Source organism: Saccharothrix violaceirubra, assembly GCF_014203755.1.
GTDB classification, from domain to species: domain Bacteria; phylum Actinomycetota; class Actinomycetes; order Mycobacteriales; family Pseudonocardiaceae; genus Actinosynnema; species Actinosynnema violaceirubrum.
Map to the genome: position 1 here is coordinate 5,165,168 of NZ_JACHJS010000001.1, position 23,480 is coordinate 5,188,647.

20 protein-coding genes are annotated in these 23,480 nt (G+C 69.0%); 13 read left to right on the top strand and 7 right to left on the bottom strand.

Going from position 1 to position 23,480, the window contains the following annotated elements:
- Positions 1-14: 14 nt before the first annotated feature.
- The 6 genes from F4559_RS23555 to F4559_RS23580 all read left to right on the top strand — a co-directional run bounded on the left by F4559_RS23555 (position 15) and on the right by F4559_RS23580 (position 6,248).
- Complete coding sequence (locus F4559_RS23555; RefSeq protein WP_184672112.1) at positions 15-737, top strand: SDR family NAD(P)-dependent oxidoreductase; 723 nt, start codon at positions 15-17, stop codon at positions 735-737.
- A gap of 233 nt (positions 738-970) precedes the next feature.
- The gene (locus F4559_RS23560; protein WP_184672114.1) at positions 971-2,077 is read left to right on the top strand and encodes a zinc-binding dehydrogenase; all 1,107 of its coding nucleotides are present in this window, start codon (positions 971-973) and stop codon (positions 2,075-2,077) included.
- 17 nt (positions 2,078-2,094) lie between these two features.
- Positions 2,095-3,051 carry an aldo/keto reductase gene (locus F4559_RS23565; protein ID WP_184672116.1) on the top strand — a complete coding sequence of 319 codons (957 nt, stop codon included), beginning with the start codon at positions 2,095-2,097 and terminating at the stop codon, positions 3,049-3,051.
- A 10-nt stretch (positions 3,052-3,061) separates the two neighbouring features.
- Complete coding sequence (locus tag F4559_RS23570; RefSeq protein WP_221447358.1) at positions 3,062-4,057, top strand: alpha/beta hydrolase; 996 nt, start codon at positions 3,062-3,064, stop codon at positions 4,055-4,057.
- Positions 4,058-4,140: 83 nt separating this feature from the next.
- The gene (locus tag F4559_RS23575; RefSeq protein WP_184676138.1) at positions 4,141-5,052 is read left to right on the top strand and encodes an alpha/beta hydrolase; all 912 of its coding nucleotides are present in this window, start codon (positions 4,141-4,143) and stop codon (positions 5,050-5,052) included.
- Positions 5,049-6,248 (top strand): multidrug effflux MFS transporter, encoded by a 1,200-nt coding sequence (locus F4559_RS23580; protein WP_184672120.1) that lies wholly within the window; start codon positions 5,049-5,051, stop codon positions 6,246-6,248. The genes F4559_RS23575 and F4559_RS23580 overlap by 4 nt, the downstream gene beginning before the upstream one ends.
- 271 nt (positions 6,249-6,519) lie before the next feature.
- On the opposite strand, the gene F4559_RS23585 is transcribed toward F4559_RS23580, so the two are convergent.
- Positions 6,520-6,816: a hypothetical protein gene (locus tag F4559_RS23585; protein WP_184672122.1), complete on the bottom strand. Its 297-nt coding sequence runs from the start codon at positions 6,814-6,816 to the stop codon at positions 6,520-6,522.
- A 112-nt stretch (positions 6,817-6,928) separates the two neighbouring features.
- Between F4559_RS23585 and F4559_RS23590 the strand changes: the two genes are divergently transcribed.
- The 4 genes from F4559_RS23590 (at position 6,929) to F4559_RS23605 (ending at position 9,144) form a co-directional block, all read left to right on the top strand.
- On the top strand, positions 6,929-7,822 hold the full coding sequence (locus F4559_RS23590) for a helix-turn-helix domain-containing protein (RefSeq protein WP_184672124.1): 894 nt from the start codon (positions 6,929-6,931) through the stop codon (positions 7,820-7,822).
- Between the two features lie 15 nt (positions 7,823-7,837).
- Positions 7,838-8,017 carry a DUF397 domain-containing protein gene (locus tag F4559_RS23595; RefSeq protein WP_184672126.1) on the top strand — a complete coding sequence of 60 codons (180 nt, stop codon included), beginning with the start codon at positions 7,838-7,840 and terminating at the stop codon, positions 8,015-8,017.
- A gap of 338 nt (positions 8,018-8,355) precedes the next feature.
- Positions 8,356-8,556, top strand: coding sequence for a hypothetical protein (locus F4559_RS23600; RefSeq protein ID WP_184672128.1), 201 nt, complete (start codon positions 8,356-8,358; stop codon positions 8,554-8,556).
- Positions 8,557-8,562: 6 nt separating this feature from the next.
- Positions 8,563-9,144, top strand: a complete 582-nt coding sequence (locus F4559_RS23605) for a DUF3558 domain-containing protein (protein ID WP_184672130.1) — start codon at positions 8,563-8,565, stop codon at positions 9,142-9,144.
- A gap of 471 nt (positions 9,145-9,615) precedes the next feature.
- On the opposite strand, the gene F4559_RS23610 is transcribed toward F4559_RS23605, so the two are convergent.
- The 5 genes from F4559_RS23610 to F4559_RS23630 all read right to left on the bottom strand — a co-directional run bounded on the left by F4559_RS23610 (position 9,616) and on the right by F4559_RS23630 (position 12,649).
- Positions 9,616-10,224, bottom strand: coding sequence for an alpha/beta hydrolase (locus F4559_RS23610; protein ID WP_312865788.1), 609 nt, complete (start codon positions 10,222-10,224; stop codon positions 9,616-9,618).
- 109 nt (positions 10,225-10,333) lie between these two features.
- Complete coding sequence (locus F4559_RS23615; RefSeq protein ID WP_184672132.1) at positions 10,334-11,065, bottom strand: hypothetical protein; 732 nt, start codon at positions 11,063-11,065, stop codon at positions 10,334-10,336.
- Positions 11,062-11,961 (bottom strand): ABC transporter ATP-binding protein, encoded by a 900-nt coding sequence (locus F4559_RS23620; RefSeq protein WP_184672134.1) that lies wholly within the window; start codon positions 11,959-11,961, stop codon positions 11,062-11,064. The genes F4559_RS23615 and F4559_RS23620 overlap by 4 nt, the downstream gene beginning before the upstream one ends.
- The gene (locus F4559_RS23625) at positions 11,958-12,170 is read right to left on the bottom strand and encodes a helix-turn-helix domain-containing protein (RefSeq protein ID WP_184672136.1); all 213 of its coding nucleotides are present in this window, start codon (positions 12,168-12,170) and stop codon (positions 11,958-11,960) included. The genes F4559_RS23620 and F4559_RS23625 overlap by 4 nt, the downstream gene beginning before the upstream one ends.
- Positions 12,170-12,649 carry a DUF2975 domain-containing protein gene (locus F4559_RS23630; RefSeq protein WP_184672138.1) on the bottom strand — a complete coding sequence of 160 codons (480 nt, stop codon included), beginning with the start codon at positions 12,647-12,649 and terminating at the stop codon, positions 12,170-12,172. Before F4559_RS23630 ends, F4559_RS23625 begins: the two co-directional genes overlap by 1 nt.
- Before the next feature lie 164 nt (positions 12,650-12,813).
- On the opposite strand from F4559_RS23630, the gene F4559_RS23635 reads away from it, so the two are divergent.
- Positions 12,814-13,353, top strand: a complete 540-nt coding sequence (locus F4559_RS23635) for a pyridoxamine 5'-phosphate oxidase family protein (protein WP_184672140.1) — start codon at positions 12,814-12,816, stop codon at positions 13,351-13,353.
- Between the two features lie 165 nt (positions 13,354-13,518).
- Here F4559_RS23635 and F4559_RS23640 read toward each other — a convergent pair whose 3' ends face one another.
- A complete protein-coding gene (locus F4559_RS23640) occupies positions 13,519-14,622 on the bottom strand; it encodes a cytochrome P450 (RefSeq protein ID WP_184672142.1) in 1,104 nt (367 codons plus the stop codon).
- Positions 14,623-15,466: 844 nt separating this feature from the next.
- On the opposite strand from F4559_RS23640, the gene pglW reads away from it, so the two are divergent.
- Entirely contained in the window at positions 15,467-19,825 is a 4,359-nt protein-coding gene (gene pglW / locus F4559_RS23645) for a BREX system serine/threonine kinase PglW (protein WP_312865789.1), read from the top strand.
- 21 nt (positions 19,826-19,846) lie between these two features.
- Positions 19,847-23,479 carry a BREX-2 system adenine-specific DNA-methyltransferase PglX gene (pglX, locus tag F4559_RS23650; protein ID WP_221448295.1) on the top strand — a complete coding sequence of 1,211 codons (3,633 nt, stop codon included), beginning with the start codon at positions 19,847-19,849 and terminating at the stop codon, positions 23,477-23,479.
- Position 23,480 lies beyond the last annotated feature (1 nt).

A 23,480-nucleotide genomic window follows, 5' to 3' on the forward strand; every position in this document is an offset into this window, starting at 1 on the left:
GAGAGGATTCGACGATGACCTCTGCCCGCACCGTCCTGGTCACCGGAGGCGCCGGCGGCATCGGCCGCGCGATCGTCTCCGCGTTCGCCGCCCTGGGTGACGACGTCGTCCTGGCCGACGTCGCCGGCGCCGCCGAGGCCGCCGCCGAGCTGGGTGTGCGCGGCGTGACCGCGGACATCACCGACGAGGACTCGATCGCCAAGGCGCTGGACGAGGCCGGCCCGGTCGACGTGCTCGTCAACAACGCGGGCCTGCTGACCATCCACGGCGGCCTGCTGGAGCTGCCCGCCGCGGACATGCTGCGCATCCTCCAGGTCAACGTGCAGGGCACGTTCCTCATCACCCAGCAGGTCGCCCGCCGCATGGTCGAGCGCGGCCAGGGCGGTGTGGTGGTCAACCTGTCCTCCATCGGCGGTCGTCAGCCCACCCCGGGCATGGGCGGCTACGAGAGCAGCAAGGCCGCGGTCGACGCGCTCACCCGGTGGTCGGCCATCGAACTCGCCCAGCACGGTATCCGCGTGAACGCGGTCGCGCCCGGCCCGGTGCTCACCCCGATGCTGGCCATGGGCCTGCCCGAGGGCTCCCCCGCCCGCGAGGCGTGGCTGGCCCGCATCCCGCTGCGGCAGCTCGCGGCCGTCGAGCAGGTCGCGGCGGCCGTCGTGTTCCTGGCGAGCGCGAACGCCGCCCACATCACCGGCACCAGCCTGCCCGTCGACGGCGGCCAGCTGCTGGTCTGACCCCCGCGCCGGGTCGGCGACCGACCCCGCGATCCGCGCCCGTGGATCACCGTCCCGTGTGGACGGTGATCCACGGGCGCTCGCACAACCGGGGGTGCACGATCGTCGTGGTCAGCACCCCACCTCGGACGATCCGGACCGATGTGTCCGGGGTCTCGACATTTTTGTCGACGTACGTAGACTAAAACGCCGGGTGGCCGGTCCGTGCCCACCCGCCATCCGGAAGGAGTCCGATGACCGTCCCGACTTCCACCCGAGCGGCGGTGCTGACCGAGCACGGCAAGCCGCTGACCCTCACCGAACTCCCCCTCCCGAGCGAGATCGAGCCCGGTGCGGCCCTGGTCCGCGTCTCGTGCGCCACGCTCTGCGGCACCGACGTGGAGATCTGGTCCGGCAAGATGAGCTTCCCGGGCATGCTGCCCATGGTGCTCGGCCACGAGATGGTCGGCGAGGTCGTCGCCGTCGGCGAGGGCACCCGCGACGCGCTCGGCCGAGACGTCACCGTCGGCTCCCGCATCGGCTGGTCCGAGTCGACCTGCGGCGAGTGTTACGGCTGCGTGATCCTGCGCGAGCCGGTGGCCTGCTCGCGTCGTGGCTACGGCTTCCTCCAGCGCTCCGACGTACACCCGTACGCCACCGCCGGCCTGTGCGAGTACGCCTACGTCGTGCCCCGCTCGGCCAAGCTGCTGCTGCCCGAGGCCCTGCCGGACACCTGGACGGCCATGGCCGGCTGCGCGGCCAAGACCGTGCTCCGGGCGTTCTCCTACGTCGGCGGCCTGACCGGCAAGAAGGTCGTCGTCCAGGGTTCCGGCGCGCTGGGCGTGTTCGCCACGGCCGTCGCCCACATCTCCGGCGCGGCCCAGGTCATCACGGTCGGTGCGCCCGAGTCCCGGCTCACGCTGGCCCGCGAGTTCGGCGCGAGCGACACCGTGGACATCGCGCTGGGCTCCGACGGCATCGTCGAGCGGGTCCGCGAGGTGACCGGCGGCCACGGCGCCGACCTGGTCCTGGACTTCGCCGGTGCGCCCACCGTCGGCGTCGAGGCCGTGAACATGGCCGCGCAGCGCGGCCACGTCGTGATCGTCGGCAGCACCGGCCCGGTCGGCGCCCCGCTCGCGCTGGGCACGATCATGGGCAAGGAGCTGACCGTGCACGGCTCCCTCAACGGCGACATCTCGGACTACCACAAGGCGATCGAGTTCTTCTCCGCCTTCACCGACCGCATGCCCTGGAACGACCTGTTCGGCTCCCCCGTCGGCCTGTCCGCCGCGTCCGAGCGCATCGAGGCGATGCACCGGCTCGACGAGGTCAAGGCCGTCATCGACCCCCGTCTCGCCTGACCGGCAGGAGGCACACCGTGTCCCCACTTCCCCGCCGACGCCTCGGCACGACCGACCTGGACGTGTCCGCGCTCTCGCTCGGCTCCTGGCACACCTACGACCGGATGGACTTCGCCGACGCGGTCACCATGATCCGCACGGCCGTCGACGCCGGTGTCAACCTGTTCGACGTGGGCGTGTACAGCGTCCCGCCGATGCCGCCGGTGTTCACCGACGTCATCTGGAACTCGATCATGCGCGCCTCGGGCATCCCGCGTGACGAGTACCTGGTCTCGGCCAAGCTGTGGCTGGAGGGCTTCGGCGAGAACGGGTTCCGCCCGCAGTTGGAGAACGCCTTCCTGCGCGGCGGCTTCGACGTCGCCGACCTGGTGATCCTCGGCGACATCCGCACCGAGGGCGTCGTCCTGGAGGACTTCGTCGAGGACCTGGGCGCGCTGACCAAGGCCGGTCTCATCCGCGCCTGGGGCGTCAACAACTGGTCCGCGACCAACATCCGCCGGCTGCGCGAGATCGCGGCCGAGCGCGGTCTGCCCGGCCCGGTGATCGCCCAGCTCAAGTACAGCATCGGCCGTCGGTCCATTCCGGACGGTGAGCCGTTCGGCGCGCTGTTCGCCGACGGGTTCGCGATGCAGGCCTCCGACGTGCTGGAAGGCGGCATCCTGGCCGGCAGCACCGGCCAGAGCCGCGAGATCGGCCGCGACCCCGGCGGCGTGCGGGAGGCCATGCGCGAGCAGGTCGCCGGCATCGCCGAGGTCGCCGAGCAGCTGGGCACCAGCCCGGCGCGGCTCGCGGTCGCGTTCACGCTGACCCACCCGGCCAACGTCACCACGCTGTTCGGCGCGACCAAGCTGACGCAGCTGGAGGACAACCTGGCCGCCGCCGAGCTGGTCGAGCGGGTCGGCGCCGAGGAGCTGCGCGCGCTGGTCGAGCCGTTCTGGGTCGACCGCGGCATCGTCGACCCCGAGGGGCCGTGATCCCCTAATCATGAGCGAGGAGCCCGCCGTGACCCACACCCCCGTCCCGTTCGACCCCGAGATCGAGGCGGCGCTGGCGCAGATCGTGCAGCCGGACGCACCGCCGTTCACGCCCGAGAGCATCCCCGCGATGCGCGCGGGCATGGCCGCGATGTTCCCGCCCGCCGCCGAGCAGGTCGGCGACGCGCCGGTCGACGTCGTCGAGCGGACGATCCCCGGCCCCGAGGGCGCACCCGACCTGGAGATCACGATCATCTCCCCGCGCGGCCTCACCGGCCCGGTGCCCGGCCTCTACAACATCCACGGCGGCGGCATGATGGTCGGCCACCGCAACATGGACGTCGGCCGGCTGCTGGCCCTGGTGCTGGAGCTGAACGTCGTCGCGGTCAACGTCGAGTACCGGCTCGCCCCCGAGCACCCGGACCCGGCGCCGGTCGAGGACTGCTACGCGGGCCTGGTGTGGACGGCGGCCAACGCGGCCGAGCTGAACATCGACCCCACGCGCATCGTGGTCATGGGCGGCAGCGCCGGCGGCGGCCTGTCCGCCGGCGTGGCCCTGCTGGCCCGCGACCGGCAGGGTCCGGCGCTGGCCGGGCAGCTGCTGCTGTGCCCGATGATCGACGACACCAACACGACGATCGCCAGCAAGCAGTACAGCGGCATCGGCACCTGGACCCGCGAGTCCAACATCGCGGGCTGGAACTCGTTGCTGGGCGACAAGGTCGGCACGGACGAGGTGTCGCCGTACGCGGCGCCCACCCGCGCCAAGGACCTGTCCAACCTGCCGCCCGCGCTCATCGAGGTCGGCAGCGCGGAGCCGTTCCGCGACGAGGACACCGAGTACGCCACGCGGATCTGGGCGACCGGCGGCAACGCCGAGCTGCACGTGTGGAGCGGCGCGTTCCACGGGTTCGACATGTACGTGCCGGACTGGAACGTCACCAAGATCGCGTTGGAGGTCCGCACCAACTGGCTGCGGCGCGTGCTGGGTCTGGGGGCGGCGTGAGCACGGAGAACTCCTCGGGCCGAACACCTCCCCCGGTCCCCTACGACCCGGAGCTGGAAGCGGGTCTGGCGGCGTTCCTCGACATGGTCGAGCAGATCCCGCTGCGCGCGGACACGATCCTGGCCAACCGGGACCACTTCGCCGGGATCATCCCGCCGATCGAGGTCATCGTCGGCGACAGCCCGGTCGTGGTCGAGGACCGCACGGTCCCCGGCCCCGAGGGTCAGCCCGACATCGTGGTGACGATCGTCCGGCCGCGTGAGGCGGTCGAGAACGCGCCGGGTCTCTACCTGATCCACGGCGGCGGCATGGTCCTGGGCACCCGGCACTTCGGCATCGACGGCCTGATCGCCGACGTGCTGGAGTTCGGCGCGGTCGGCGTCTCGGTCGAGTACCGGCTGGCGCCCGAGCACCCCGCGCCCGCCGCGGTCGAGGACTGCTACGCGGGCCTGGTCTGGTTCGCCGAGCACGCCGCCGAGCTGGGCGTGGACCCGTCGCGGATCGTGGTCATGGGCGCCAGCGCCGGTGGCGGCCTGTCCGCCGGCGTGTCGCTGCTGGCCCGCGACCGGCAGGGTCCGGCGATCGCCGGGCAGCTGCTCCAGTGCCCGATGATCGACGACCGCAACGTGAACGTGTCGACGTTGCAGTACGACGGCCTCGGCGCCTGGGACCGCAACAACAACGACACCGCGTGGAACGCGATCCTCGGCGAGCTGCGGCACACCGACGACGCGTCCCCGTACCAGGTCCCGACCCGGATGACCGACCTGTCCAACCTGCCGCCGGCGTACGTCGACGTCGGCGCGGCCGACATCTTCCGCGACGAGGCGACGGACTACGCCCTGCGGATCTGGGCCACGGGCGGACAGGCCGAGCTGCACATCTGGGCGGGCGGGTACCACGGGTTCGCGGGCTTCTCGCCCGACGCCCTGGTGTCCCGTGCCGCCGCCGCGAGCCGCTTGTCGTGGCTGCGGCGGATTCTGCGGACACCGTGAGCCTGCGCCGGGTCGCCGTCGTCCTGGGGCTGCTGGAGATGTTCGGGCCCATCTCGATGGACCTGTACATGCCCACGCTGCCGCAGCTCGCCGGCGACCTCGGCACCAGCGACAGCCTCGCCCAGGCGACCATGTCGGCGTGCATGCTGGGCCTCGCGCTCGGCCAGCTCGTCCTCGGGCCGCTCAGCGACCGGTACGGGCGGCGCAAGCCGCTGCTGGTCGGGGTGGGGCTGTTCGCTGTGCTGTCGTTGGTGTGCGCGATAACGCCGTCGATCGAACTGCTGCTGGCGGCGCGGTTCTTCCAGGGGCTGTGCGGCTCGGCCGGGATCGTGATCGCCATCGCGGTGGCGCGCGACCTGGCCGACGGCGTGGAACTGGTGCGGCTGCTGGCGATGCTGGGCACGGTCGGGGCCATCGCGCCGATCGTGGCGCCCGTGATCGGCGGCCAGTTGGCGCCGTTCATGGGGTGGCGTGGCATCTTCGCGGTGCTGGCCGGGATCGGCGTGCTGCTGTTCGTGCTGGCGTTGACGTCGTTGCCGGAAAGCCTGCCACCGGAAGCCCGGCAGGTGCACGGCAGCACGGGCGAGTTCGCCGTCGTGCTGAAGGACAAGCTGTTCCTGTGCTTCCTGCTGGTGGGCGCGTTCGGCGGGGTCGCGTTCTTCACGTACCTGGCGTCGATCAGCTTCGTGTTGCAGGGCAGCTTCTCGATGAGCCCGCAGCTGTTCAGCGTGTGCTTCGCCGCGAACGCGATCATGTCGGTCGTGGGTGCCCAGATCAACCGCCTCGTGGTGCGCAGGCTGGGACCGGCGCGGATGTACACGATCGGCACCACGATGGGTGCCGTCGCGGCACTGGCGATGCTCGTGTCGGTCCTGTTCGACGCGGGGCTGGTGGCACTGCTCGTGCCGCTGGCGCTGCTGATGGTGGCCAGCGGCGGCTCGTACGGCAACGGCACGGCGCTGGCCCTGGAGGACCACCGGGACCGGGCGGGCACGGCGGCGGCGCTGCTGGGCACGGCCGGGTTCGCGGTCGGTCCGCTGGTGGCGCCACTGGTGTCGCTGGGCGGCACCAGTCCGTTGTCGATGAGCCTGACCATGACCGTCGCGTACGCGCTGGCGGCCGTGTTGGTGTGGACCCTGGTGCTGCCGAGGTTGCGCCGCCGTCAGGCAGCATCCCCTGAGCCTTCGACGGCGTGAGTTCAAGGCCGGCTCCCCCTCGCGGGAGCCGGCCTTCACCGGTCGAGGTCGCGCACCGAGGACGCCTCGCCGAGCCGAGCCGACGCGGGTCCTCGTCGGTCATGGTCACGCGTTCCTCCGCGCCGCGATGCCGTGCGCCAAGAGTCCTTTTCGGACACTGGTCGGACCTGTTCCCCCGCGGTGCGGCGGAAAGCCCCTCGCCGGGACGGAGCGGGACCGGACCCCGGCCTCCCCGACGACATGGAGCGTGCGCCGCGACAGGATTTCCCGGTCACGCACGCGGCGCGGGAAGGTCGTCGGCCCGGACGATCCGCACCCGACAGCCGCGCCGGGTCCGCCGCACGAACGTGGCCACGCGCTCCGTCGAGGACGACTTCAGCCGGCCGCCTCCCGCCAGCACGACCTCGACGTGGTCGGGCCAGGCCAAACCCCAGGCGGCGATCTCGGCGTCCGTCCGCTCGCCGTACTCGGCCAGCACGGCGAACAGGGACGGCCGGTCGTCCGCGATCATCTCCGCGACGAACCTCTCGTAGTCGTCCAAGTCGCCGTCCTCGATCGTGTCCACCATGCCGTGGCCTCCGTGTCGTTCGTCGTCGATCGCGTGTAGCAGCGCTACCGTGTCGCACGGGATGGCCAAGCGAAAAGTGGGATACCACTTTTCCACCTGATCGGGGTACACCATGGGGCAGGAATTCGACGACCTGGCCAGCGCGACGGTCCGCCGCTGGCAGCTCACCGAAGGTCTCCGACAGCTACGCGAGCAGCGCGAACTCACCATCGACGACGTCATGGAACGGCTTCGGGACGCACCGGGCCGGTGGTCGAGGTCCAAGCTCAGCCGGGTCGAGACGCGGGAGCAGCGCGTCAAGCCCCACGAGGTGGAGCAGTTGCTCGACGCGTACGAGGTCACCGACGAGGACACGCGCACGTGGCTGGTCGACCTGGCGGCCACCGCGCACCGGCGCGGCCACTGGCTGTCGGTCCGCAAGGACCTGCCCGAGGACTTCCACAACCTGCTCAGCGTCGAACCGGCGCTCGTGGCCCGCCGCCAGTTCGAGACCATGGTGGTACCGGGCCTGCTCCAGACCGCCGACTACACCCGCGCGCTGATCCACGGCATCAACCCGGGCATCACGCACGAAACCGTGGAGCGCCGAGTCCTGGCGAGGATGGCACGGCAGCACGTCCTTGCTCGACCCGTCCCACTCCGACTCCACGTGGTCCTGGACGAAGCGATTCTGGAGCGGCAGGTCGGCCCGGCGTCGGTCATGCGCAATCAACTCCAGCGTTTGGCCGACACCGGTTCGCAGGAACACATCACCGTGCAGATCCTGCCGAGGTCGGTCGGCGTGACTCCCGCTCTGCTCGGGCCGTTCTCGTTGCTGACCCTGCCCGACCCCATCCCCGACTTCGGCTACACCGAGGGTCCGGGCGGCGCGATCTACATCGAAGACCGCGCCGCCGTGCGAGTGTGCACCGAACGCTGGGGCATCCTGACCGGACGAGCACTCCCGGCCTCCGACTCACTGGACGCGATCAAAAGGGCCGTGAAGACTTACGACCAACGGACATGACCAAGGACGGTGCCGATGACCAACTGGCGCAAGAGCAGCCACTCGGGTGATGGCGGAACCGGCGGGGGCGACTGTGTCGAACTGGCGGTGGACGGGAACAGGTTCCTGGTCCGGGACAGCAAGAACCCGGACGCGGGCACGGTGACCGTGACCCGCTCCTGGCTCGACGCCCTCAAGTCCGACCGGCTCGGCTGACCACCGGGTACCGCGTCACCGGCCCGAGAACCCGTCGGTCGCACGTTCACCCGCCGGGCCGATAGGCCGGAACGCCCCACTCGTTCGGGGCGCTATGCCATCATCGCGGAGCGAGCGGCGACGATCGAGGGGAGAAGCCCTACACGAGGCCGATGGCGGCGGAGGCAGGGTCGAGTTCCTGGCCGAGACGGTGAGCGCCAGAGGGGTGGAAGCTCCCTGACCGGCACCCAGACCAGGTTCAGCGTCGACCCGACCCAGGCCCGAAACTCATCGACGACCTCAAAGTCGCCCTGGAGAAGTTACTCGAACTCGAAAAAGCAGGCGACCGACTCAGCCAAATGGAACCGCCGGGCAAGGACTTGTACAGCGGTGCCGCAGCGAAGGCGATCCGCACGAGTTCAGGTCACGAACCAGGCGGCTATCTCTGGGCCAACCTCCAAGCCCGCAACGCACTGCAGAAGACCATCGAGAACATCGAAGCCGCACTGGCACAGTACCAAGTCACCGAAAAGAACGCCGAACTCGGACTGAAGGCCTGATACGCCGTGAACCGCAGACTCGCCGCGGCGGCACTCGCCGCGATCCCCATCATCATGGTCTCCGCGTGCACAAAAACCACCACCACCGGTAATCCCACCCCAGCCACCGAGCAAGGCGGCACCACCAGTACATCATCCCCCACCGGAAAAGACCTCAACATCTCTCGATTCACCGACCGCCCTTGCGAACTGGTCAAACCAGAACAGCTGAGTACGCTCGGAAAGCTCAAGACACCCAAACAAGAAGTCAGCATACTAGGACCCACCTGCACGTGGCCGGGAAAGGATCCCACAGCGGACAACACCTACGCACTCACCCTCGTAACCAAAGGATCAACCTTCGAATCAATGCGCGAGAATGTGAAAGACCGACCCATCTTCAAGGACACGACCGTCGCAGGACGAGAGGCTTACAGCTCAGACGCAACCAACGGCACACGTGATTGTGGAACCACCGTAAAAACATCCGGAAAAGACGCCGTACTTATTCAAATGACCCTTGGTGACGAAGACACGGCCAGAACCGGGAAATCCTGTCGGGAATCCGAAAAACTAGCCGAGATCGTCATCAAGAATCTGGCCGGCTAATCATGCCGTCGACGAGATCCAGGAACACCACCTCGTCAGGATGAGTTTTCTCACGAGCCGGTCCGGCGCCGGACCGGTGACACGGGTCACCTGGCGGCAAGGCCCGGGTATCGGTGGGCGGGCCGCGGTATCTCCCAACTCCCGGATCGACCGGCGGGCCGGCTTGACGTCGGACACGCTTCACAACACGGTGGTGAGGGCTGTCCACGTCTTTCCGAGACGGCCGGACCCGATGCGCACCGCGAAGCGGTGCGTCAAAGGGTGAAGGGGCGAGGGGGCAGCCTCAAGTCTTGGTCGACACTGCCGGGACCGCGCGCCTTGGCCGAGGCGGTCAAGACGTCAGCCAGTCCCGCACCGTCCCGATGACGAAGGCTTGCCACGCCTGACTTCGAGGATTCAGGTATAGCGGATCGTCATGGACGGCGAAGCCGTGCTGGGCACCGTCGATCTCCACCAGACGACATTCGGCGGTCAGCCGCGTGACGGCCGTCCGCGACGACTCCACCGGGACGAACGTGTCCTTGGTGCCGTGTACGACGAGGGTCGGCGCGACGATCTCGCCGAGGACCTCGTTCGGGCGGATCCGGAAGACGTCGTTGAGGAATGCCCGTCCGTGGCGGACTGTCGCGGAGTGGGCGATGAAGCCGTTCCTGGTGACTTCTGCCCGGCATAGCGGTCGAGGTAGTCGAATTGCGGGTTCAGGAGTACCAGACGGCCGACATCGGCGTGCCGCCTCGCGGCGTAGTAGGCGACCAGGCAGCCGCCGAAACTAGTGCCGATCAGGTGGACGGTGCCCGTCTCCCGGCGGCCCAGGTCGACCGCGACCGAAATGTCGTTGAGGTGCATGGTCAGGCTGCATTCTTCTTGGCGCCCTTCGCTCTCACCATGCCCACGGAGGTCGAATCGAAGCGACGTGATCCCCGCTTCGGCCAGGCCGGTCGCCAACCTCCCGAAGAAGCCGCCCTCCTCACGAGTGACGCCACCACCGTGGACCAGGACGGCGGTACGGGTCGACGGTGTGTCGGGTTCGACCAGCGTGCCGACCAGGCGAAGCCCGTCGAAGGTGCGCAGAGCGGTCACGGTGCTGCGTGGCATCGGTTCGACTCCGGGATCCGGTGTGGGCCACCCCATGGTCGCGCACGGGTGGCCGGGTGTCACCCGGTGCGGAACGACTTCGGAACCTCGACCTTCACCGGTTGGCGTCGTCCTTGGCGAAGCGCACCCAGCCGAGCGCGAGTGCACCGACAGCCCAGCAGAGCAACGTCACCACCGATCTCGTCGTGGTCATCCCGGGAATCTCCTGCAGCAGCAACGACACCACGCCCGAACCGGGCAGCACGTCGGCGACCGCCGTCGACCATTCGTAGCCGAAGTTCCGCAGGATCAGCGGCAGCACGAGCATCGCCAGGAACACCACGACCAGTGCCCCGGCCGTGCCGCGGGCCAGGAAACCCAGGCCGACGGCGAGCGCGGCACCCGCCGCGAACACCACGGCGACCTTGGGCAACGCCTCCCCCACCCCGTCCAGCGGCAACACCGGACCCGCCACGAGGTGGGCGGTGAGCGTGGACGCGGTCGCCGCCAGGACGCCGAGGACAGCGGCCGTCACCACGGCCGTCGTCGTGCGTGCCAGAAAAAGCACGCCACGCCGGGGCGTCCACTGGAGGCTCGGCACGATCCCTCCCGTCGCGTAGTCGGACGTGACGGCGAGCAGTGCCAGCGTGAGCAACGCGAACTGCGCGGGCATCGCGGCGAAGGACGCCGCCGTCCACGCCGACGCACCGGTGGGCGGGCGGTCGGCCGCCTCGGAACCCGTGATGAACCCGACCGCGACCATCAGGGCGGCGGCGACGCCCAACAGCAGCCAGGTCGCCCGGACCGTCCACAGCCGCGACCACTCGGCGGCACACGTCCTGATCATCGGCCGACTCCCCGGTACTCCACGCTGTCGTCGGTCAGGTCCAGGTAGGCGTCCTCCAGCGACTGGCGCACCTCGGACAGGTGGTGCAACAGGATCCGCGACTCGTGCGCCACGGTCCCGACGTGGTCGGCGCCGCTGTTCTCCACCCTCAGCTCCTCGCCGTCGCGGTGGACGACGAAACCCTTGTCCACCAACACCTTCTCGAAGTTCGCGGCCTCCGGGCTGACCACGCGCACGTGGCCGAGCCCGCCGAGGATCCGCTCGGTAGTGGTGTCGGCGATGAGTTTCCCGCGCCCGACGACCACCAGCCGGTCGGCGATCTGCTGCATCTCGCTCAAGAGGTGACTGGACACGAGGACGGTCCGCCCCTCGTCGGCGAGTTGGCGCAGCAGTCCGCGGATCCACCGCACGCCGTCGAGGTCGAGGCCGTTGACCGGCTCGTCGAACAGCAGCACCTTCGGGTCGCCGAGCAGCGCGGCGGCGATGCCGAGGCGTTGCCGCATGCCCAGCGAGTACCCCTTGATCCGACGCCGGGCGGCCTGGCCGAGTCCGGCCCGCTCGATCACCTCGTCCACCCGTCGGGTGGGGATCGCGTTGGTGCGGGCGGCGATCCGCAGGTGGTCACGACCCGTGCGGCCCGGGTGCACGGCGCCGGGGTCGAGCAGCGCGCCGACCTCGTGCAGCGGGGCCGGGAAGCTCGCGTACGCCCGCCCGCCGACCAGCGCCGTGCCCGAGGTGGCCCGGTCGAGCCCGAGCACGATCCGCATGGTGGTCGACTTCCCGGCGCCGTTGGGGCCCAGGAATCCGGTCACCGCACCGGGTTCGACGGTGAACGTGAGGTCGTCGACGGCGAGCACGTCGCCGTACCGACGGGTCAGTCCGCGTACCTCGATCATGCCTCGTCCTCGACCCACTCGAGCAGGTCGCCGGGCTGGCACCCGAGGACCCGGCACATGGCCTCCAACGTGCTGAACCTCACGGCCTTGGCCCGGCCGTTCTTCAGCACGGCCACGTTCGCGGGCGTGAGCCCGACGCGTTCGGCGAACTCGCCGACGCTCATCTTGCGCTTGGCCAACTCGACGTCGATGCGCACGACGATCGCCATCAGATCACCGAGTCCATGTCGGACCGCAGAGTGGTGGCCTGGACCAGCAACGCCCGCATGACGATCATCAACAGTCCGGCCACCGCGACCCCGACGGTCATCAGGAACAGCAGCATCGGCAACCCCGGGTCGTCGGCGTTGAAGCCGACGTAGAGCAGCACGGCGACCAACACGACCCACCCGGCGACGATCGCCCAGATGATCGCGTCGACCCACTTCAACGCGCCGGCGCTGAAGATCCGATCCCGCTTGACCATGGTGAGCAGCCGCCAGGTGGCCACGAGCACGACCTGGACGCACAGGACCCAGAAGACGGTGATCGCCGTGGCGGGCCACCGGAGGTAGGCCGCCTCCGGGTCCTGCTCGGCCATGTACCGGAACTGGCCGGGCAACGACATCGTCTGGAAGACGACCAACACCCCGAACAACACGACAAGGAAGACCCGAAGGGGCGCCACCGCCCGCTGCACTGCGACCATGGATCGAGTATCAAGTGAGATCTATCGAAAGTCAATCGCTTGCTATCGATCTACCTCGCCCACGACATACCGCCGTCAGTCAGGACCGGCACCGACCCGACCACTCCCGATCGGCGACCGCGCGCCGCGTCGACACTGTCGGTGGGAGCTGATTACCTGGTCGGGTGTTCGAAACTCCGGACGAACTCCGCAGCATCCAGGTCCTGCTCGACACGTCGTTGGCCGCCTCCAGCGGCCATCTCCAGTCGATCATCCGGGCAGGTGAGAGAACCTTGGACGCCGAACAGGTCGTCCGGGTCTGCCAAGGCATGTGCACCCTGGCGATCGCCACGGTCACCCGGCGTGGCGAACCGCGCATCAGCGGCGCCGACGGGCACTTCCTGCACGGCCGTTGGATCGTCGGCACCCACCGCCAGGCCGCCAAAGCCCGCCATCTCGCGGCACGGCCCGGCATCAGCGCGACTTTCCTGCGCGGCGAGCAGCTTGGCATCTTCACGCACGGACATGCCGTTCCGCTGAATCCGGAGGGAACGAGCAGCGACCCGACCTGGCCGACCATCCGCGACTACCTCGTCGACCACTACGACGGTGACGGTGACGACCCGTTCTGGGACGAGAGCGTCTGGTACCGCATCGACCCCACCTGGATGGTCGCCTACAGCGCCGACCCCGTCGGGCTGCTCGACCGGGAACCGCCGGTCTGACGAGAATCGGGCACGGCCTGTGCGCCGGGATCAGCGCACAGGCCGTCGGACCGGAGCGTCAGGGCCAGATCCACCGCTGGGGCGGCTTGGTCTTCAACACGCGGCGCAGCATGTCGATCATCGCGGGACACCTCCTCTCCGGGTTCGGGGAACGGTCGTGCACCGTCAAGCGGTGCGACGCAGGGTGAAGGGGCGGGGTACCGCGCCTTCGATCATCACCGGACGGGGTTCGCCGTCCGGGGTGTCCAGGCGGGTGTCGGCGGCCAGTGCGGCGAGGGCCTCGGTCGCGAGCAGCTGCGCCACGGTGGCACCCGTGCACGTGAAAGGCCCGGCCCCGAACGGGATGTAGGGACCGCGACCGTCCGGTTCGGACCACCGCCCCGGGCGGAACTCGTCCGGTGCCGTCCAGTGGCGTTCGTCGTGGTGGAGCAGGTAGGGGCTGACCGACAGGATCTCGCCCGCGGGGAACGCCACGCCGCCGAGTTCGGTCGGCCGTTCGACGACGCGGCCGACCATCCACACCATCGGCCGGTGCCGCAACGCCTCGCGCACGACCCACTCGGCGGGCCACGGCCAGGGGCGGGGCAGGTACAGGCACGCCAACAACACCGACCACGCCAGCGACGAGGCGACCGGCGCGAGGATCGACCGGTACAGCACCAGGAACACCTCGGCCACCGTCCGGTCGGGGGTTTCCGGCGGGCACGCGAGCAGCATCGCGTCCAGCACGTCCCGGGCCCCGGTGATCCCCCGACGACGCCCGACCTCCGCCGTCAGGGCCGCGATCAGCCGTGCCCGCAGCACTTCCGCCCGCGCCCGTTGCCAGACGCGACCCGGCCGGAACAGCACGCCGCCGTGGACGGCACGGTCGGCCAGAGGACGCGCCGGGCTGTCCGGCAGCAGCAGGACGTCGGCCAGGCACCGGTACACGAGGTCGATCCCGGCCCTCGGCCACCGGGTCGACGCGGGCAGTCGGGCGACCGCGGCACCGAGTTCACGCCGGTAGTCGGGCATCCGGTCGCGCAACAGGTTCCGCGCCGCGTGCCCGACGTCGACCTGCGCGGCCCGCGTGGGCAGCAGTCCGTTGAAGAACGCCGACGGGCCCGCGTTGAACTCGGGGGCGCGCAACAACGTCCGCGCCGACTCCGCGTCGCCGACGCACCAGCCGCCCCACGGCAACCGGATCACGTCGCCGTCCGCGCGACGTCGGAGATCCTCGATGAACTCGAACGGGTCGTGCCGGAAACGACGTTTCTCCGCAAGCTTCATCGAACGATCTCCTCCCCGAAGAATCGTCCAGGACAAGCCGGGTCAGGCAACCGTAACCACAGCGGAACCAGGCCGTGAATCGGCGATTCGGGGGTAGCACGAGGAGAAGGCGGTCACGCAGGGTCGCGTGGACTCATCCGGCGGAATCTCTTTGCGCCCAACGGACACCGGCACACCGACCGCGCACAGCAGGACGTCCTGCCGCACCTCCGAACCCTGCGCACCGAGGAGGCGGAGCGGGGGAGACGGTGATCCGCGAGATGCTCGACGTGCCCGCAGCCACGGTTCGCCGCAGGCCCCGCCGGGCACGACGAGCCCTGTCTCGTACTGGATCGTTTCCGCCGAGAAGCCGACCCCGCCCAGGCGGAGCCGTTGTGCGCCCGACCGGCTCGACGGTTCGGAACAGCACCCACCGACTGCCACCGGAACCCGGATGGCCGGATCGTGATCGCCAAGTCCCGCGAAGCAGGACGCCCGCACCCTCGGCACCACCACTCCACGTGAAGAGCCGACCGAAGAATTCCGCGAAATACGGGCCAACCACCCTCGAACGCACTATTCAACGAAACTTGACCAATCGAAAATCAGCCGGACAAACACCCTCGAACAGCCCATGCGCGTTCACCATAATATTTCTGCCACCATCCGAAAATTGCCTCGAAAAAGCGGAAAATGTGGACCGATCGGTTTCTGGCGACGAACGGCATGCATGTTCCCTCGGGCTCACATCCGACTGGGCACGAACAGATCGAGTCGGGCCGGGCGCGAATCCGGCGGCAGGTCGGGTTCGCGGGGCAGTAGCATCGCTCGCACTGCCGTGGGAGAGCGCTTCAGGGAGATCATCGTGGTGTCAGCGGACCGACCGGTACCCAAGCCCGGCCCGCCACCAGCTCCCCAGCGGTGGTTCCAGGAGCGCACCTCCCCGTACCCGTGGGAGCAGGACGGGCTCGACCACATCCGCCGGCTCATGCCGAACGTCGAACCACACCGGGCCTGGGCCACCTTCTCCTTCACCGCCGCCTCCGGCCGGATCAACGAGTGCGATCTGCTCGTCGCCGTGCCGGGCGGTCTCTACCTGGTCGAGTTGAAGGGACACCCCGGCAGGGTCGTCAACAACGGCGAGACGTGGAGCTTCTACCACGAGGACACCCGTCGTCCCCGCACCCTGTCCAACCCGCTGCACCTGACCGACCTCAAGTCCAAGGAACTGAAGGCGCGGCTGGCGTGGGCGGCCAAGCAGCTCGGCCTGCGTGACCGCGTCCCCCGGGTCGAACCGATCGTCTTCCTGTCCGCGCCCGGCCTGGAGTCGACGCTGGACGAGGTGCAACGCACCCGCGTCTACGGCCGTGACGACAACAGCACCGGACTGCCCTGGATCTGGCGCGACCTGCTGGGCCGCCCGCCCCAGCGCGAGTCACAGCGGATCAAACCCGAGTTCTCCCGTCGGCTGCCCGATCTGCTCAAGAAGATCGGCATCCGGGCCTCGACCGCACACCTGCGCTTCGGCGACGACTGGACGCTCACGCCCGACCCGCTCGACGCCGGTCCGACGTGGGAAGACCGGCTGGCCGAGCGCACCGGCATCGTGCAGGAGGAGGGTCGGGTCCGGATCTACCTCACAGCACAGCAGGCGACCGAGGAGGCACGGCAGTCTGTCGAACGCGCGGCCCGACGTGAATACCAGGTCCTGCAGGGCATCACGCATCGCGGTATCGCGCAGGCAATGGAGATCCGCGAGCACCAGGGCGGCCCGGCGATCCGCTTCCGGCACCGGGCAACCGATCTCAGGCTCGACGCGTACCTGGCCCTGTACGACGCGACCCTGACCCCCGAGGTGCGACTGGACCTGGTCCGCCAACTCGGCGAGGCGGTGCGCTACGCGCACAGCCGCTCGCTCTACCACCGCGCGCTCGCCGCACGGTCCGTCTACGTGTCCGCCAAAGACGACGGCTCCAGCCCGGTGCTGCGGATCATCGACTGGCAGAGCGCGGCCCGGGACTTCGACACCACGGGGATGTCGTCGATCCTGACCTCCACCGGAGGCAGGCACATAGGTGACATCGCGAGCGGGTTCCTCGCACCCGAGTTCGACACCCCGTACGCCGACCCGGTCGACCTGGACGTGTTCGGGTTGGGCGCACTCGCCTACCTCATCGTGACCGGGCAGCAGCCCGCGACCACACGTGGCGCACTGGTCGAGCGGCTCAGGTCCGAAGGGGGCCTGCACCCCTACGCGGTGACCGACAGCGTCTCCGACGCACTTGACGAGCTGGTCTTCCGGGCGACGAGGGCCGACGTCGCCGACCGGCTCGACTCGGCGGACGCGTTCCTCGACGGCCTGAACCTGGTCGAACAGGACTCCCCCACGCCCGAGCCGACCGGTGGCGGCGTCGATCCGCTGGAGGCGCTGCCTGGACAGCCGCTCGACGGCGACTGGGTGGTCGAGCGTGTGCTGGGTACCGGTGCCACCGCGAAGGCGTTGCTGGTGATCCGGTCGACGGAGGCCGACGACGACCGATCACGACCGGACAAGCGAGTCGTCAAGATAGCGCTCGACGAAGAGAAGGCGGAACGGCTACGGGCCGAGGCCCGTGCGCTGGAACTGGTCGGCGGCGGTGTGGTGGTGCGCCTCCTGGACGGGCCGCGCACGCTCGGCGGACGCACCGTTCTCGACCTCGAGTTCGCGGGCGATCGCTCTCTCGGTGCCCTGCTGCGTGCCGAGGGCCGGGTCGTCTACCACGAGCTCGAACGTTTCGGCAACGACCTGTTCACCGCACTGGACCAGCTCGCCGCCAAGGGAGTGCGGCACCGCGACCTCAAGCCGGACAACTTCGGCGTCTTCGAACGCGCGGACGGCACCCGGCAGTTGGTGCTGTTCGACTTCTCCTTGCACGGCGTATCCGAGCGCGATGTGAAGGCGGGCACGCGGGGCTACCTGGATCCGTTCCTCGACACGGCGCGTCGACCGGTGTTCGACGACCACGCCGAGCGGTACGCGGCCGCGGTCACCCTGCACGAAATGGCGTCCGCGCAACGACCGGTGTGGGGCGACGGCATGACCGACCCTCGTACGGCGACCGATGAGACACCGACCATCGCGGCCGACCTGTTCGAGCCCGCCTTGCGGGACGGACTCGTCGACTTCTTCCTGCGCGCGTTCCACAGCGACGTGGACCGCAGGTTCGACACCCTGCAGCAGACGCACGAAGCCTGGCGCTCGATCTTCGCCGGTGCGGACGCGGCGCGGCCGGTGACGACCCCGGCGACGGTCGACATGGGCACCGGGGACGCGGAGGAGACCAGGGACGCCCACGTCCGAGCCGCCGATCGGGACACGCCCCTGGAAGCCGCCGGACTCACCCCCCGCGCGGTGTCCGTGGCGCAGACGTTCGGCGCGTCCACCGTGGGCGAGCTGCTCGACGTTCCCCTGCACCAGATCGCGAAGGCACGAGGCGCCGGCGCGGTGATCCGCAAGGAGTTGAACCGCCGGCACAAGCAGTGGACGGCTGCCCTGCGCCGCCCGGCCGAGCGGTCCTCCTCCCGGACACCGAAGGACTCGCCGGAGGAACAGGCGGGGCTCGCCACACCCGGATTGCTCACGGTCGACGACATGGCGGACCTGCTGACTCCGTCCGCGGACCGCAAGCGGTCGTCGAAGGCGGACGCGGTGCGTCTGACCCTGGGCCTGCCGGACGCATCCGGCGTGCCACAGTCATGGCCGACGCAGGGCGAGGTCGCCAGGCGGTTGGGCATCACCCAGGCGTCGGTGTCGCGGCACCAGTCGGCCGCGGCGAAGGAGTGGGCCGCCGCGACCTGGCTCGACGCGGTCCGCGACGAGCTGGTGGACGCGGTTGTCGCCGCGGGTCGGGTGATGACGGCGCACGAGCTGGCCGCCGCTCTGCGCGCCCGGCACGGCGCCACCGGCGAGAATCCCGAACTCGCGGCGGCCAAGGCGTCCGCCGTGGTGCGGGCGGCCGTCGAGGCCGAGGTGTGGGCCGGGATGAACTCCGGCGACGAGGACGCGGGTCCCCGACTCGCCGTGCTGCGCCGCGGAGCGCGGGTGCTGGTGGCCTGCGAGTCGCTGGTCGGCACCGATGATCCGAGCGCGCCCGAGCTGGCCGATTACGCGCAGGCACTGGGCAAACAGGCCGACGACCTGGCCAGTCGGGACCCGCTGCCGGGCCGGGGTGTGGTGCTGCGGGAGCTGCGCGCGGTGACGCCGCCCGACGGCCTCGCGCCGTTGGCGGACACCAGGCTGGTCGCGCTCGCCGCGGCAGCGTCCGGGCATGCGGCGGGCTCTCCTCGGCTGGAGCTGTACCCGCGCGAGCTGGACCTGGCCAAAGCGTTCCGTATCGCGCAGGCCGGTGCCGGAGTGCGCCGCGACATCGGTGTGACCGTGGACGACGTGGTGAGCCGGGTGCGGGCCCGGTTCCCGGAACTGGTGCTCCCCAAGCCGCTCACCCACGTACCGATCGGCGAGGCTTTGCGCGCCGCCGGGTTCCCGTTGGAGTACGACACGACGGCGAAGAGGTTCCAGCCTCCGGCACCGGAGTACGCGAGGGTGCCGTCGTCCACGGGCACGTCGGTCAGCGCGCACGCGAGGCTGGTGGCCACCGGCCACGACCCTGCCGTGCTGATCCGGACCAAACTGACCGCCGCGATCGAACGGGGCGGGTTCGTCGCGCTCACCTTGCGCGGCGGCCAACTCCCGGGCACCGCCGAGGCGATCATCCGTGACCACCCGGTGCGACCGGTCGACCTGGACCGGGAGTTCCTGGACGAACTTCGGGCGCTGGTGGCCGAACGGGGCCAGGACTGGGAGAAGGTCCTCAGCGTGGATGCCCGGTTCGCCGAGTCCGGTGAGATGTCCCCCGGTCTGGCCTCCTACGTGCGGGCCACGTGGACGCGTGTCGCGGACCACCTGCTCGACCCGGCGAACTCCGCCGACGCGGTCCTGTTCGTGCACAACGCCGGACTGCTCGCCCGGTATTTCGACGAGGGTGGGCACGACCTGCTCACGCGGCTGCAGAACGCGGCGCGGCGACCGGCGGACGCCCCGCGCGGGCTCTGGCTGCTGTGCCCGGGAGAATCGGCGCTGGACACTGCCCAACTCGACGGCAGGACCGTCGAGGTCCTGGGAGACTCCGAGCGCGTCGCGCTCACCAGTACGTTCTTGGTCGGGTTGCGCGGCGACGTGGCCTGAACCGGCCTTGGCATGGCATCGATGGAGGGACACCCGGCGTTGGCGACTCGTGGACTGGACCAGGACGAGTTGGTGAAAGACCTGCGCAAGCAGGTGGTCGCGTTGGAGAACGACCTGCGCGTGCGCGGCGCGGAGGAGGAGTTCGAGACATCCTTGCGCGCCGAGTACGACCAGGCGTGGGAGGCCAAGCGGACAGCGGCCACCTTCGACGCGTGGCGTGAGGACCGGATCACCCAGGTCGCCGCGGCGTGGGTGCTCGGCACGGTGTTCGTGCGGTTCTGCGAGGACAACGGCTTGATCGAGTGGCCGTTCCTGGCCGGTCCGGGTGAGCGACTGGCCGACGCGGAGGAACGGCACGAGGCGTTCTTCCGGGAGAACCCGCGACTGAACGACCGTGACTGGCTCGTCGCCGCGTTCGACCACCTGTCCGACGCCCACCCGACGGTGGCGGGGTTGTTCGACAAACGGCACAACCCGCTGTGGGAGATCACGCCGTCGTTCGAGGCTGCGACCGCGTTGATCGGGTTCTGGCGGCGGCGGGGTGACGACGGCGGTATCCGCCACGATTTCACCGATCCCGAGTGGAACACCCGGTTCCTCGGCGACCTATATCAGAACCTGTCCGAACAAGCCCGCAAGACCTACGCACTGCTGCAGACGCCCGAGTTCGTCGAGGAGTTCATCCTCGACCTGACTTTGGAACCGGCGGTCGAAGAGTTCGGGCTCAAGGGTCTGCGCACCATCGACCCGACCTGCGGCTCGGGCCACTTCCTGCTGGGCTTGTTCCGCAGACTGCTGGCGAAATGGCAGGCCAAGGAATCTGGCACCGAGCCCTGGGTACTCATCCGCCGCTCGCTGGAGTCCGTGCACGGCTGCGACAAGAACCCTTTCGCCGCCTCCATCGCCCGGTTCCGCCTGCTGGTGGCCGCCCTGCACGCGGCCGAAGCGACTCGGCTGGACCGGATCAGCGCAGACTTCCCGATCAACGTCGCGGTCGGCGACTCCCTGCTGCACGGTCGCGGAACGCCCGGTGTGCAGGTCGATCTGTTTGAGCCTGTCAACGCACACACTTACCGCCCGGAGGATGTCGAAGAATACTCGACATGCGATCTTCTCGGAATTTCGTCATATCACGTTGTAGTCGGCAACCCGCCCTATATCACAGTGAAGGACAAGCGAGAAAACGAAAACTACCGCAGCATTTATGATGCATGCTCAGGCACTTACGCGCTCTCGGTTCCATTCGCGCAAAGATTTTTCCAACTAGCCGTGCGCGCAAACGGCTCCGACGAAAATTCCGGCCACGTCGGCCAGATAACCGCCAACTCGTTCATGAAGCGGGAGTTCGGCAAGAAACTCATCGAGAACTTCTTCCCATCCATCCACCTCACCCACATCATCGACACGTCCGGCGCCTTCATCCCGGGACATGGAACTCCAACTACGATTTTGGTCGGCCGCAACCACCACGCCCGGATGGCGCAGCCTGTGCGGGGAGTCCTAGGGGTGCGGGGCGAGCCATCCCAGCCCGAAGATCCGTCCCAGGGTCTCGTATGGTCGGCAATTGTCGACCACGTTCACAACCCTGGCGCAAATTCGGATTGGATTTCAGTCGAAGAAATCGAACGCGGTCATTTTGGCACTCACCCCTGGTCGTTGAGTGGCGGCGGTGCCGGAAGCCTTCAAATTTTCCTGGAAAGAGCCTGCTCAAACCGACTTGGAGCCAAGGAACCTACGATAGGCTTCGGCGCAGTGACGCGTGCAGACGATGCCTATGCGATCGGGGGAAGATCTCTCGATCGGCACAGGATTCCCTCCAGGTTTCAACGACCCACGGTCGACGGGGAGTCCATCCGCGACTGGTCTACGAACAGCCTCCTAGGCTTCCTATGGCCGTACGACACCGAAAGCCCGACACTCTCAGCGAGGACCACTCCAGCAATCGAACGCCTTTTGTGGGCAAACCGTGCGACCTTGCAGGCGCGAATTGCCTACGGAAGCAATCAGACCGAACGCGGGCTCGAATGGTTCGAGTACTCGATGTTCTTCTGGCGTCGCTATCTCGGACCCACACTGTCATTCGCTTTTGTTGCAACACACAATCACTTTGTACTCGATCACGGAAGCAAGGTATTCAAGCAATCTGCGCCGATGATCAAGTTGCCAGCGACGGCGACCGAGGATGACCACTTGGCGCTGCTCGGGGTGCTGAACTCGTCTACGGCGTGCTTCTGGCTCAAGCAGGTGTGTCACGACAAGGGAAGTCAGTCTGGGACCGGCGGCTTCATGCACGACGAGTGGGAACGGTTCTACGAGTTCACCGGCACCAAGTTGCAGGAGTTCCCGTTGCCTGCGGCCTTGCCGCTGGAGTTCGGGCAAGCGTTGGACGGCTTGGCACAGGAGCTTGCTCGACTTGAACCGTCGGCGGTGGCGGACCGCGAGGTTCCCGCGCGTGAGATTCTCAAGGACGCCCAAGCCGAACAGGAACACATCCGCGCCCGGATGATCGCCTTGCAGGAGGAGCTGGACTGGCAGGTCTACGGCTCCTACGGTCTGCTCACCGACGCCGAGGTCGCCCGGCTCACCGCGCCCGACCTCGACTCCGTGCCGGAGATCAAGCTCGGTGAGCGGGCGTTCGAGATCGTCTTGGCGCGCAAGGTGGCGGCCGGTAACGCGGAAACAGTCTGGTTCGACCGACACGGCTCGACCCCGATCACCGAGATCCCCGACCACTGGCCCGACTGGTACCGCGAGATCGTCCAGGAACGCATCGACACGATCACGCGGCGCCGGGACCTCGCGTTGATCGAACGCCCCGAGTGCAAGCGGCGCTGGTCCCTCGTGCCGTGGGAGAAGCGCGAAGCCGAGGCGCTGCGGGACTGGCTGCTGGACCGCTGCGAGAACCCGGACCTGTGGTACGCCCTGCGCGACACCATCAAGCAGCCCCGCGCGCTCACCGTGAACCAGTTGGCAGACAAGCTCGGCAGCGACGCGGACCTTGTCGCCGTCGCCCAGCTCTACGCCACCGACCACCTCGGCAAGCGCGACCTCACCCTCGCCGAGACGCTGGAACGAATCGTGGCCGACCAGCACGTCCCCTACCTCGCGGCCCTGCGCTACAAGGACTCCGGTCTGCGCAAGCGCGCCGAGTGGGAGAACGTGTGGGAACTCCAGCGCGAGGAGGACCGCACCGGCAGGCAGCTCGACATCCCGGTGCCGTCGAAGTACGGCTCCGGCGACTTCCGCCGGGCGAGCTACTGGTCCCAGCGCGGCAAGCTCGACGTGCCCAAGGAGCGCTTCGTCTCCTACCCCGACGCCAACCCCGACTCGGATCCGACGTTGCTGCTCGGCTGGGCCGGCTGGGACCACCGGGACCAGGCCCAGGCGATCGTGAACGTCGTCAACGACCGGGTCGACCAGTCCGGCTGGGACTCGGACCGGATCACGCCGCTGCTCGCCGGCCTGCTGGAACTGTTGCCCTGGGTGCGGCAGTGGCACGGCGAGTACGACGACGAGTGGGGCGGCATCCCGGCCGAGGAGTATTCGGCCTACCTCACCACGAAGCAGACCACCCACCAGCTCACCGAGGATGACCTTCGCACGTGGCGGCCCGCCGCCCCCACGCGTGGCCGGCGAGCGGCGGGGAAGGACTGAG